We start from the raw sequence: 12,573 nt of genomic DNA, 5'->3' as shown, positions 1-12,573 counted from the left end.
CCGCACGGGTGCTCCTCCTTTCCGGGGTTCTTGGTCAGTACGGGTAGCCGGGGACGTTGAGTCGCACGCTGTACAGGCCGGAGTCGTTCGTTCGGCCGGAGGTGACGTAGAGGGTCTGCCGGTCGGGTCCGCCGAACGCCACGTTGGTGGTGCCGGCGCCGCCGGAGCGGATCGTGCCGAGCTGCGCGCCGGCGGGCGAGTAGACGTGGATCAGCCCGTCCGAGCCGGAGGCCCAGTACACGTTGCCGGCGCAGTCGACGGTGACCCCATCGGGACCGCCGAGGTAGTTCACGAAGACGCTGCGGGCGCCGGTGCTGCCGTCGGGCTGGACGACGTACTTGTAGATCTTGTTCTCCGAGTAGGCGCCCACGTAGAGCGTGCTGCCGTCCGGGGAGAGCGCGATGCCGTTGGGTTGCCGCAGCCGGTCGTCCACGAGCGACACCTGGCCGCCGGAGACGCGGAAGACGCTGGTACGTCCGCTCATCTGGTCCGGTCGGTTGCCGCGCTGGAAGTTGGGGTCGGTGAAGTAGACGACGCCGTCGGAACGGACCGTGACGTCGTTGGGTGAGTTGAACGCCCGGCCCTGGTAGTCGGCGGCGACGGTGCTGCGGGCCTGGTCGCTCAGCCGGTATGCGGAGACGTTCCGCTGGTCGTGGGTGGCGGCGATGATCTGCTGGGTGTCGGGGCTGAGCGCCAGGCCGTTGCTGCCGGCGTTGGCGATGAAGGTGTCGAAGGTCGCCGGCGGGGTGAACCGGCGGATCGTGGAGGGCTGCACGTTGTTCGGCCCGGTGCCTGCGGCCATGTCGGACATCAGCAGGTAGCCGCCGTCGGCGATCCAGACCGGTCCTTCGAGGAACGAGAACCCGCCCTGGATCTTGGTCGCGGACACGGAGCTGGCCGGCAGGGGCGGGCCGTACCCGGTGCCGCCCGGGCAGACTCCGGGGGGCGCGCCGGGTGGACCGGCGAGCGGGTTCGTGTGAGCGTTCACATCAGTGGCGCGCCGAGGTGCCGGGGGTGCGGCACCGGCGGGGCCTGGTGCGGTGGTGAGGGCGAGGCACAGGCCGGTGAGTGCGGCGATGGTTGGACGCCAGGTCATCGGGTACTCCCATCGGGATCGGTGAATGCGAGGCCCGTGGGTTCCGGTGGGATGGCCTCGGTCACCAGTGCTTTCTATTGATGAACATCGATGTTCACGTGACGCAGCTTAGGCGAGAAAGCAGCGCCCCGCATCAGTTCGCCACGATCACCTTCGGCGCATGCCCCGAAGGCGTCCGATGATCTGGCCGGGTCGGTGGGGGCGGCAGAATTGGTGCAGGCGGTCGCTACGGGCATCGACTGGCGAGAACCCCTCACAGTGGTGTCGTGGCGAAGGTCGGGCCAGTTCGAGATGTGATCGTGGGTGGGAAAGGGGTTTCCATGGCACTCGCACAGCGACGGATCGGCTCCGCAGGGCTACTGGTGGTAGTCACCGCGTTGGCCGGGGTGGCGACGAATGTGGTGACCGACAGCGGCGGTTGGGCGTGGGGCGTCGCTCTGGGTGTCGCAGTGGCGTCCGCCGCCGGACTGCAGATGTGGCTCACCTCAGGTGAACGCGATGCGAACGAGCCGTCCGAGGTGTCCGAGGTGTCCGAGCCTGCCAGCGGACCGGTGGTGGCGTCCGGCCCGGCCGCGGTGTCGGTCGGCGGTTCGCTGACCCGCGGCGCTCGTATCGTCACCAACGGTACCGGTCCGGCGGCGCCACCGGAATCGACGGCGCACGACGGCACCACCGCGCGTGGGCCTGGCGCGGTGGCGATCGGCCGCGATGCCTCCGGCGAGATTCAGGCAACCGGCAAGATCATCGATGAGGGGTCGTGACCGAACCAGCGCGTATCGCCAACGCGTCCGGTGCCGGTTCGGTCGCCGTCGCCGGAGATGTCGTCAACAGCACCATCACCACCTACGCGACGACCGTTCCCGAGCTGCCGATCGAGGTCGCCTTTCTCGACCCCGACCCGATATTCGCCGATCTGGAGACCGACCGATTTGTCGGGCGGGAGTGGCTGGTCGTCGAACTCGATGACTTCCTGCGGCGCCATGCCTGCGGCTACTTCTGGCTCGAGGCCGATGCCGGGGTAGGTAAGTCGGCGCTGGCAGCCCGGCTTGTGTCGGACCGAGGCTGGCTGTGTCACTTCGCGCGGCAGAGTTCCGGCCGTAGCGCCGTGGCGCGGCAGAACCTGGCCGCGCAGGTACTCCGGCGGTTTCCGCACACCGGCCTCGCGGCAGCCGGCATCGTCCCGGCCTGGGCGACGACACCGGAGGGCTTCGGTGTGTTCCTGGCCTCGGCCGCGAGCCGCCTGGCCGCCACCGGTGAGCGGATCGTCCTGGTGATCGACGGACTCGACGAACTGGACGGGGAAGCCCACCAGCTCCCGCTGGGACTGCCCGCGGTGTTACCTGAAGGCGTCTTCGTCATCGGCACCTACCGCACGGGATATCCACCCGCCGTTGCCGACAGCGCGCACACCACTGTGACCATCGCGGCTCAGGACGAGCGCAACCGTGCCGACCTGCGAACCTTCCTTGACCGAGCGGTGCGGGAGCCACCGCTTCGGCACGCCCTCGACGCCGCCGGTGTGGACCGTCAGCAGTTCATCGACCGCCTCACCGTCGCCTGCCAGGGCATCTGGATATATCTGCGCTACCTGCTGGCCGAGATCAAACTCGGGCTGCGTGGCTTCGACAATATCGATGATCTGCCCGGCACTCTGTGGGATTACTATCTGCGTCAGATTCACCATTGGCGGGCAGGACGCGACTGGGAGCACCGTCTCCCGATCCTCGGCCTGCTCACCGCCGTCGACGAGCCGATCACCGCCCAGGCCGTCGCGGATCTGACGGACGGCGAGGTGACTACCGTCCGGCGGTTCTGCGACGGCCCACTCCGCCCGTTCCTCACTGTTGCCGGCCGGCCCCGTGCCTACCGCATCTATCACGTCAGCCTCCGCCAGTTCCTGAACGGGCGCCTGCCCACCGGTCCCACGCCGGACGACCGGGAGGTCGTGGCGGCGGAGTTGACCGACGCAGTCCGGCAGGCGCACAGCCGCTGTGCCGACGCCTGTCAGGTGGCACCGGTCTCGTTCGGTGACGGCTATGTGGCCCGGCATCTGGTCCGGCACCTGGCAGCGTCCGGCCGGATGTCCGAAGTCCACGACCTTCTCGCCCGCGGCAGCACCGATGCTGATGGCCGGCCTGCCAATCTCTGGTACGCCACGCACCTGGCAGCGGCGTCCGGCGACACCTACCTTCTCGACGTGGGCACGGCGCTGGCCGATGCCGTCCGGGCCGTCGACACCGCGCTCGCCGCCGGCCAGCCGCCGCAGCGCCTGCCCGAGGAACTGCGCTACCGGCTCATCCAGGTCAGCGTGCACGACATCGCCAACCGCATCCCCGCCGCTCTGCCCGGCGCGCTCGTCGGCGAGGGTCTGTGGGAACTGTCCCGGGCGGCCATGCTGGTGCGCTGGATGACGCAGCCGACCGACCGCGCCCGCGCCCTCGCCGGGCTCTGCCCGTACGTCCCGGAGCCTGACCGTCCCAGCCTGGTCGCCGAGGCCCTGGTGTCGGCGAATGCCATCCCGGTGACCTACGCGAACGCCTGGGACATCGCGGCGGCGCTGGGCCAGATCGCCGCGGTCGCACCACCCGCGCTGCTGGACCGCGTCTGGGAGGCCGCGTGCCGGATCAGGGACCACGACTTCGGTCCCTGGGTACGTGCCGTCGTCCTGCCGCATCTGCCACTGCCCGAGCGCCGGACGGCCACCGCAGAGGCGCTCGGCAGCGACTTCGGCTATCTCGGCGCCCTGATACCGATCCTCGTGGAGACTGCCCCGGACCCGGCGCGACTACTACGCCCATGGCTCAACCTGGCCGAACTGTCGATCGACGCGTTACGCGAACTGAAGGAGCTTCTGCCGTCCGCGGCACGGCGCGAGGTGTTGGCGGCGTATCACCGCACGGGAAACCTCTCCGAGCCGGCCCGGAGCACGGCGCGCGCCACGCTGACCGTCCTGTTGAACGAGAATGAGCGTTCCCAACGGTGCCGAAAATTGCTGACGGCGTACGGGAATGAGGAAGCAAGCCTCAAGATCGCGCCGGATCTGCTCCGGCTGGTGCCACCCGCCCTGCACCCGGCGTTGTTCGATCGGATCCGCAGCGACCGGGGGAGCATGGATATCACCGAAGCCGTGGAAGAGGACATGGCCATGGCGTCCGGGCACACCGCGGACTGGAACGACGTCATGGCCCGCCAGCAGATACTTGCCGAACGCCTGGTCTGCGTCGCGGACCTGCTGCCGGACGACATCCTCGACGAGGCGGTCAGCCGGGTCGCCGCCTCGGCCCGCGGGGGGTCCCATCACTTCCCGCTGCCCCTGCCCCGTTTCGCGCAGGCTGCGGCGGTCCTGCCGGACCGGCATCTGCCGGTCCTGATCGCTTCGGCTGGCCCGGTTGAGCTAGCCGTACTCGCGTCGGCCGTACCGGAGAAACATCTCGATGCCGTGCTGCGGCAGGCGCATGACCATCCGGCTGTGGCGGCGGCTGTCGTTCCCCGGATCACCGACCCGGTGCGGCGCCGGACACTGCTGTCCGACGCGATCAACCGGGTGATGGAACCGCAGAAGCCCAGCCCGGTCTCGCTGGCCGCGTTCCGGAACTCGCCGCCGCCCACGACCGACACCCCCCAGCCGTCCAGCTACGACGAACCGGCCCTCGCCGCCATCGCCCGGCTGATCGACGAAGCACCCGGACTGGACGCCGGAAACATCCTTGACCGGGCCGCCATGCTTGCCCGCAAGCGATGGTGGCTCAGGCCCTCCGCCGTGGCGGCGGTCGGGCCCAGACTACGGCCAGAGGCGCTTGAGGAAGCCATGCGACAGTTCCAGCCGGACGAGCAGACGAACGTCGCGCCGGTGATGGTCGGGCTGGCCGCAGCCGCACCCGGCGTCGGCGACTCCGAACTGCTCGCGTTTCTGCGCCGGATGCTGCCGGAGAACAACCGGGCCACGTTCATGGAAATGCTCGACGTCGCGGCATCGCGGCTGGCCCGGATAGCCGGCCCGGCCCACGCGACCACCTGTGCCACCGCGATCGAGGAGTGTTTTGCCTGGTGGTGACGGCACCCCGCCGGGCGCGTGACGACGCACCCGGCGGGCAGTTCCGGCAGGATCAGGAAGAGATGTTGCGAACGGTGTTGTAGAGGCCGGCCACCTGGTTGCCGTAGTACGGCGAGTACATGTACTGCGGAAGGTTGTTGTACTTGAAGTCGTTGTGTCCGTTGATGAGGCCCCAGTTGCCGTCGAACGCCATGAGCCAGGGACCACCCGAGGAGCCACCGGTCATGTAGTTCGTCATGTAGATGGTGCCGCCGCCACCGTCGTAGGTCGGGCCGTTCTCGGCCCAGAGGGTCTGCCCGTTGAACGGGGAGGCCTGCGGATATCCGAAGGCGTAGTCGTACTGGCCGAGCGCCTGGTTCCAGGCGATGCCCTGGCCACCGAGGTAGTCGGTGATCCGCCAGCCGTTGACCCGTCCGATGACCGCCGAGCCGACGTCGTTGGCGAAGTCGCCGTTGTTGTTGTACCAGGCGCTGGTGGTCCAGAGCCCCGTGGCGTACCAGTAGCCGTACGGCGCCGAGCCGTTGACGTAGTTCGGGACGAAGGCCCAGTTCGTGGCCCACTGGAGGTTGCCGGTCATGCAGTGCCCGGCGCTCCACACCGAGGACTTGCCCTCGGTGTTCACGACCGCGGCCGAGCAGACGTAGTTGAGGCCGCTGAGCGTGAAGAAGACCTTGCCGGTGGTCCGGGCGGTCGGGTGTCCGACCGGGTAGGCCGGGTCGTAGGCGTTGGTGCCCATCTCGGGCAGGTCAGCTCGGGGCTTGGTCGCGGGCGGAGCCGGCGCCACACTGCCCGCCGCGCCCTGCGGACGGCTCGCAGCACCGGTGACCTGGCCGGGGCGGGCGTTCTTCACCGCCGGGATCTCGCTTTCCGGCAGCGCCGCACGCATCCGATCCGGGGTCCAGTAGGCGGCCAGCGCGGCGGCGCGGGCGTCGACGCCGGTGCCGTGGGCGGTGCGGGCGACCTCGGGGCTCAGTTGCGCGACCACGCCGACGACGCCCTTGTGGGACGTGTCGGGCTTCGCCTGGGCGGTGCCCGCGGTGGTGAGCGTCACCGCGGACAACGCGGTGACCAGCGCGAGGCTGCTCAGCAGTCTCCGGGACATTCTCCCTGCCTCTCCGGGTGGGGTGTGGGGGAGATAGAAAGATACGACGGAGAAGCGGAGAAGCAGTCATCAAAATGCGTCGGATGTCATCTGGAGAAAGACCTCGCCAAGCGAGCAAACATTGACCTGCTTGACTGAGACGGGTGAAGCGGTGTTACTCCCGACATTACGCCAAGCAGACAGTGGGAATTAATATCGATGTCATCAATTTTTATCAGAGTCGGCCTCGGTCGGCGCTTGGCTGACGTCATGGTAGATCACTTATGCGCTTGATCCAACCGCCACCTCGGCTTGTGAAGTGCGGCGGCACCCGTGGCAGTTATCGCATTGATGCAGGTCATCCAAAATGGATCAGGAGGCGGACGGCTGATGACCCACTGCCACAACCCGTACCACGCCGAGACCGGCACGATGATCAACCTCGGGTACCTGGCCTGAACCGGCGCGGTGACCGGGCGTCCACGCGGACCCGGCCACCGCGCTCCCGGTCAGATCCGGGCCAGGATGGACTTCATCGTGTCGATCTCGGCCCGCTGGCTGGTGCTGATCCGCTCGGCGAGGGCCTTCGCGTCACTGTTGGCGCCCTGGGCGGCCTCGGTCCGGGCCATCGTGATCGCGCCCTCGTGGTGGGCGATCATCATGGTGAGGAACCGCTTGTCGAAGTCCCGCCCCGAGGCCGCCGCCAGCCGGGCCATGTCGACGTCGGACATCATCCCCGGCATGCCGTGATCCATCCCCGGCATCCCGGAGCTGGTCGGGCTGGCGCTGTCACCGTGGCCCATGCCCGGCATGCCGCTGTTGCCATGATCCGCGCCGGGCATGCCACTGCCAGGGGTGGCGCTGCCGCTTCCGGTCGGCACGGGCGCGCCCCAGGCGCGCAGCCAGCCGCTCATCGTGGCGATCTCCGGTGCCTGGGCGTCCTTGATCTGGGCGGCGAGCTGCTTGACCTGCGGGTCGGCGGCCCGGGTGGCGGCCAGGTCGGCCATGGCCACGGCTTGCTGGTGGTGCGGGATCATCATCTGCGCGAACATCACGTCCGCCGCGTTGTGCGCCGAGGCGGACGCGGCGTCGGACGCGGCGGTGGCGGTGGGCGTGCTGTGGCCGCCGCCGGCCGCACTGTGGTCGTCGCTGCCGCAGCCGGTCAGGACGACGGCGGCGGTGGTGAGGCTGACGCCGGCCACGAGGGCACGACGCAGGATGCTACGGGTCATGACGAGGTAAGCCTTTCGGAGTCGGTGAACGTGCGTGGAAGCGATCGCGCGGACACCCCCTGGGGATGTCGCGGCGGAGTCGCTCCTATACCCGCAGCACCGACACCGCGGCGACGCGTTGACCCAGCCGGGGTGCCGTGGGCGGTCCCCGGGAGGCGGCCGGAGACAACCAGCGCAGACGGCCGGGCGCGGAAACCGTCCGTGTCACCAACAGCGCCGCGGCGAGCGCCAGCGCCGTCCCGAACGCGCCGATCACCGCGAGGCACACGGCCCAGCCCGGCAGGTGTCCCGGCGTACCGTCCGGCGCGGCGGCCAGCCTGGGGCACCCGTCGCCGGCGCACCCGCTCGGGACGGCGCCGCTCATCGCGGCAGCGCCGCTCGTCAGGTCCGCTGCCGGTGCCGTCGCCGGATGCGCGCCCGGGCGCATGCCGTGCCCGGCGTGGCCGCCGGGCATCGCCAACTGGTGACCCAGGCTGTGTATCGCCGCGAGCCCGATCAGGGTGGCGGCCAGCAGCAGGAAGCGGACGACCCATCCGCCCCGCGTCGCCGACACACCGGTCACGGCCATCACGCTACCGTCACCCGGTCTCGCGTACCGGCTTCGAGGCGCTCGTCCACCGGGCGAGTCGTTCGCGGGCCCTGACGATGTCGGGATGGCTCCTCTCGAGCACCGTGAGCCGGTCGGTGAGCACCCTCTTCAACAACGCCACCGCGAGGTGCGGATTCCCCTGCTCGCCGTACAGTTCGGCAAGTGACGCCTCAGTGGTGAGGGTGTCCGGGTGGTGCGTGCCGAGGGCTTCCCGACAGTCCTTGACGAGCTGCTGCATGTCGCGCAGTGCCCGGGCGGAGTCACCGGCGGCGGCACGCCATCGGGCCAGTCGGTACCGGGTCGCGAGCGTGTCGCGATGCTGGGCGCCGAGTACGCGACGACGGTCGTCGAGCAGCGATTCGAATGCCGCCGCGGCGGCTGCCGGCTCACCCGCTTCCCCGAGCCAGTGGGCGAGATGGTGTCGGGTGTCAAGCGTGTCCGTGTGGTCGTCGCCGAGAATGCGGACGCGATCCATCAGGACCGACCGGAGTGCCGCGACGGCGCCGCGCGGATCGCCTGCGTAGCCGAGCCATCCGGCCAGGCTGTTGCGGTTGTTGAGGGTGTCCGGGTCGTCCGGGCCCAGAATCCGGATTCGATCGGCCAGCAGTGCGCTGAGTTCCGCGACCGCTCGCTGCGGCGCACCCGCGCGCCCGTGCCAGCCGGCTGCGTGGTGGCGCGCGTTGAGTGTCTGTCGGTGGCGTGGCCCCAGTGCCCGTTGGCAGTCCGCGACGAGCCGCTGGGCCGCAGCGGCGGCGTTGCTGGGTGCCCCGGCTTCGCCGCGCCAGAACGCAAGGTCGCCACGGGCGGCGAGCGTGTCCGGATGGTCTTCGCCGAGGAGTCGCGACGCCGTCTCGTTCAGCCATTGCGCGAGTCGTACGGCCGCCGCCACGTGACCGGCTCGACCGAGGCTGGTGGTTGCCCGGAACAGCAGCGGGTGCACGCCGTCGCGGACGAGTTGGTCACCGGCGTGCCGGTGGAGTGCGAGCGCGTTGGAGTGCAGAATTTCTTCCGGTATGTCGTTGCCGCCGGTGTCGAGCCAGATGGCGTTGAGCGCGTCTGCCGCCGCACGGAGTGCGTGTCGCCGCCGAGAACTGCCGAGGCCGTCCCGGGTGGCCCGCTGGACCAGGGCGTGCACCCTGACCACAGCCGCCGAGTCGTCGACGGTCACCAGGTTCAATCGGTGCAGGCTGCCCAGCGCGTCGGAGGCGTCGCCGGTTCGGAGTTCGGCGGTCGGTCGCCGCCGGGCGAGGTAGGCGCGGACGGCTGCGTACTCGAAGAGCACGACCGGGATGCCGTTGGGATCCAGCCAGGCGGCCGTGTCCAGTAGGGGACGCGCCAGGCCCTTCGGGCGCAGACGGTCGGCGAGCCGGACCGACAGTGACCAGGTCGCGCTGACGGCGGCGTGATAGTCGTCCGGCAGGGCGTCGGGCTCGGGCAGGAGGTCGGCGAGTTTCGCGAGCCTGGCGGTGAGGCGCCGTCGGTACTCCTGGCAGGTCAGTCCGCGATCCTGGATGTAGGCGGCGGCCTGACCCATCGCCACCGGCAGGTGTCCAAGGTCGTTGGCCAGTTGGGCCGCTCCGTGCATGCGCTGTGGAGCGGTGGCGAACTTCTTGGTGAGGTACGCCATCGATTCGGCCGGGGTGAAGGGTTGCACGGTGATGAACCGACGGCCCTCGTGGGCCAGGGCGGCGTCGTGACGCCTCGTCGTGACCAGAGTTCGACCGTGGGCGGTGTTCGGCGGCCAGAGATCGGCGATGTCGCCGGGAGCCGCCAGATCGTCGAGGACCACGAGCCATCGCCGGTCGGTGCTGGCGGCCCAGGCCAGGAACCTGCGGGCCGCCTCGGTGTCGTCCATCTGGTCGGCGCCGGTGGCGAACTGGGCGGCTTGCGCGTAGGCCGCGACGATGCCGTGGCGGTGGGCGGCATTGGCCCAGACCAGCATGTCCAGGGCGCCTCGGGTCCACAGGTCGAGGGCGTGGGCGACGGCCATCTGGGTCTTGCCCACACCGCCCAGCCCGGTCAGGACCGACGTCGGTTCGGAGTTGGTCGTACCCGGGTGGTCAGCGGCCAACTCGCTGCTGATCGGCCGGCGCTGCCAGCAGTCGGCGGCGTGGGGTACGACACCGATGCGACACGGCCAGTGCGGCTCCCCGGTGCGGTGGACCCGGGTACGGGTCGGGGCGGCCGGGGCACCGGCGAGTCCCGCATCCGCTCCGCGTAGGTGCGCGCGGCATTGACGTCGTATTCGGTTCCACCGAGTGCCTCGGCGATGGCGGCTGCCGCGTCGGGGCTCGGCCGCTTCCGGCCGCGGAGGACCTCACTGAGGAAACCGACCGAGTATCCGGACCGGGCGGCGACCGCCCGCAGTGAGGGGACGGCCCCGCGACCGGATGTCTCAGCGGGGGCGCGGAGGCGCTGCCAGAGCACCAGAATCTCGGCCTCCCACGCCTCCGACACCCCGCCATTGTCCAGCTCTGCGTAGTCGACAACAACGCTCCGTGTCGGTACTCCCTGCTGGTGCGCCGTTCACCGTTCGCTCATGATCGCTCGTTGGTCCGCCGTCACCGCAGCTCAAGCCCCCTGCTGGGGCGACCGTGTTCGCTGTCCACACCGTTGACGAGCCCCGGTGCCGACGCTTGGCGAAACACCCGTACGAGCTAGAAGGGAAACTCGGATGAGACCTCAACTGATCGGCCGCCGGGTGGCGGTGGTCAACCTGGTGGCGTCGCTGATCGCCATGGCGAGCGCGCTCGCTCCCGCCTCCGCCTCCGCCGCCACCGACGGCGACCTGTGGTGGCCCTCGAACGGAACGGTGACCGGCACGTGCGGCGAGCCCCGTCCGACCCACACCCACAAGGGGACGGACATCGCCCGCAGCCCCTCCACCGAGGTGTACGCCGCCTACGACGGCACCGTCCGGTGGAACGCCGTCGGCGCCGACCCCGCCGGCTACGGCAACTATCTCGACGTCGTCCACGCCAACGGCTGGTCGACCCGCTACGCGCACCTGCGGGAGACGCCCACGGCTCCGCTGGTTCCCAACGGCGCGACGGTGAGCCGCGGGCAGCTCATCGGGCACACCGCGGTCAACGGTGACTCCACCGGGCTGCACGTCCACTTCGAGATCCTCAAGAACGGCGCCTTCCAGTGCTCGGCCAACGCGGGCCGGGGCACGGTGATCACCGCGAAGACCCGGACCTCGATCAACATCGGTGCGACCTCCGGCGCGGAACCGGTCACCAACGGCGCCGGCGTGCACATCACCGGCCCGAACTCCTACACCGACGTGTCAAGCACCAGCCAGGTCTACGCCTGGAACGGCGGCTACTTCGGCGGTTCGCCGACCGGCTACTCCGGGCGCTTCACCGATGCGAAGGTGACGTCGGACGGGGCAGGTTACTGGCTGCTCACGTCGATCGGGCAGATCTACGCCTACGGCAACGCGCCGTACAAGGGCGGCAGCCCCACGGGATACAGCGGGGAGATCGTGGCCATGGCCGCGACGCCGGACAACCAGGGCTACGTCATGCTGAGCGCGACGGGACAGGTCTACGCCTACGGCACGCCGTACCGGGGCGGCAGCCCGGGCGGCTACTCGGGGAGCTTCGTCGACATCGAGATGACCCCGGACGGCGGCGGCTACTGGTTGCTCACCTCGATGGGGCAGGTCTACGCCTACGGCAACGCCGCCTACCTCGGCGGCTCGCCCACCGGGTTCAGCCGGGCAATCGTCGCCATGTCGCGGACGAGCGACGGCCTCGGCTACGTCCTCGTGAGCAAGGCCGGACAGATCTACGCGTACGGCAACGCCCAGTACCAGGGCGGCTCACCGGCCGGCATCACCGGAGAGATCGCCGACGTCAGCTACCGAACCGACGGCCAGCCCGGCTACGTGATGGTCTCCACCACCGGGCAGCACTACGCCTACAACACGCCTTCCTCGGTAACCCCACCGGAGCGAGCGGCGTCTTCTAGCAGGGGCAGCCGAGTCGGCCGGTCGCTGCCGAGGCGACCGGCCGACTCAGCGACTGCGGGAGGCGGCGTCGCATCGCCGGGCGCGCGGCCGGACCCCTCCGCCTCGATCCCGCTCGGCACGGCGACCGCGGTTCTGCCGCGAGCGAACCCGCTTGTCCCGCGGTCGTGCGCTGGAGAGGATCGACGGATGGATCTCCATACTGCGGAACGGCAGCTCCAAGCCGCGCAGCGCGCCGGTGACGTCGAGGCCCTCGACGCGCTTCTGCACCCCCGGGTCGTGGGTGCCGGGCCGGACGGCTCGGTCTTCACGAAGCAGGACGACCTGGAGAGTCACCGCTCGGGGGCGCTGCGCATCACCCGCCTGGTGGAGGAGTCGCTCGACGTCCAGGAAGACGCCGAGACGGGGGTGACCCGCATGGTCGCCGCGGTGGATGCCGTCCAGGGCGGTGCCGTCGTGTCCGCGCGGTTGCGCTACACCCGGCTGTGGGTGCGTGCGGACGGCAACTGGCGGGTGTTGGCCGCCACCTTCGCCCCGGTCTAGAACCT

9 protein-coding genes are annotated in these 12,573 nt (G+C 70.0%); 3 read left to right on the top strand and 6 right to left on the bottom strand.

What is annotated here, in order from left to right; genetic code table 11:
- Window positions 1-34 precede the first annotated feature (34 nt).
- A complete protein-coding gene (locus TPA0908_RS04755; protein WP_281935017.1) occupies window positions 35-1,096 on the bottom strand; it encodes an SMP-30/gluconolactonase/LRE family protein in 1,062 nt (353 codons plus the stop codon).
- Window positions 1,097-1,416: 320 nt separating this feature from the next.
- Between TPA0908_RS04755 and TPA0908_RS04750 the strand changes: the two genes are divergently transcribed.
- Window positions 1,417-1,857: a hypothetical protein gene (locus tag TPA0908_RS04750; protein ID WP_281935015.1), complete on the top strand. Its 441-nt coding sequence runs from the start codon at window positions 1,417-1,419 to the stop codon at window positions 1,855-1,857.
- The gene (locus TPA0908_RS04745) at window positions 1,854-5,150 is read left to right on the top strand and encodes a hypothetical protein (protein ID WP_281935013.1); all 3,297 of its coding nucleotides are present in this window, start codon (window positions 1,854-1,856) and stop codon (window positions 5,148-5,150) included. Before TPA0908_RS04750 ends, TPA0908_RS04745 begins: the two co-directional genes overlap by 4 nt.
- Window positions 5,151-5,202: 52 nt before the next feature.
- On the opposite strand, the gene TPA0908_RS04740 is transcribed toward TPA0908_RS04745, so the two are convergent.
- The 5 genes from TPA0908_RS04740 to TPA0908_RS31755 form a co-directional block, all read right to left on the bottom strand.
- A complete protein-coding gene (locus TPA0908_RS04740) occupies window positions 5,203-6,252 on the bottom strand; it encodes a trypsin-like serine peptidase (protein WP_281935011.1) in 1,050 nt (349 codons plus the stop codon).
- Between the two features lie 488 nt (window positions 6,253-6,740).
- A complete protein-coding gene (locus TPA0908_RS04735; RefSeq protein ID WP_281935009.1) occupies window positions 6,741-7,463 on the bottom strand; it encodes a DUF305 domain-containing protein in 723 nt (240 codons plus the stop codon).
- Between the two features lie 85 nt (window positions 7,464-7,548).
- Window positions 7,549-8,025 carry a hypothetical protein gene (locus TPA0908_RS04730; RefSeq protein WP_281935007.1) on the bottom strand — a complete coding sequence of 159 codons (477 nt, stop codon included), beginning with the start codon at window positions 8,023-8,025 and terminating at the stop codon, window positions 7,549-7,551.
- A 16-nt stretch (window positions 8,026-8,041) separates the two neighbouring features.
- On the bottom strand, window positions 8,042-10,123 hold the full coding sequence (locus TPA0908_RS04725; RefSeq protein ID WP_281935005.1) for a tetratricopeptide repeat protein: 2,082 nt from the start codon (window positions 10,121-10,123) through the stop codon (window positions 8,042-8,044).
- The gene (locus TPA0908_RS31755) at window positions 10,072-10,479 is read right to left on the bottom strand and encodes a helix-turn-helix domain-containing protein (RefSeq protein WP_374709182.1); all 408 of its coding nucleotides are present in this window, start codon (window positions 10,477-10,479) and stop codon (window positions 10,072-10,074) included. The genes TPA0908_RS04725 and TPA0908_RS31755 overlap by 52 nt, the downstream gene beginning before the upstream one ends.
- 247 nt (window positions 10,480-10,726) lie before the next feature.
- Here TPA0908_RS31755 and TPA0908_RS04720 point away from each other — a divergent pair, with 247 nt between their 5' ends.
- Window positions 10,727-12,568 (top strand): DUF4440 domain-containing protein, encoded by a 1,842-nt coding sequence (locus tag TPA0908_RS04720; protein ID WP_281935003.1) that lies wholly within the window; start codon window positions 10,727-10,729, stop codon window positions 12,566-12,568.
- The last annotated feature ends 5 nt before the right edge of the window (window positions 12,569-12,573 follow it).

Source organism: Micromonospora sp. AKA38 (assembly GCF_027925725.1).
Classification (GTDB): Bacteria; Actinomycetota; Actinomycetes; order Mycobacteriales; family Micromonosporaceae; genus Micromonospora.
The sequence above is the reverse complement of the archived record's forward strand: the minus strand, read 5'-3'. Positions and strand labels throughout refer to the sequence as shown.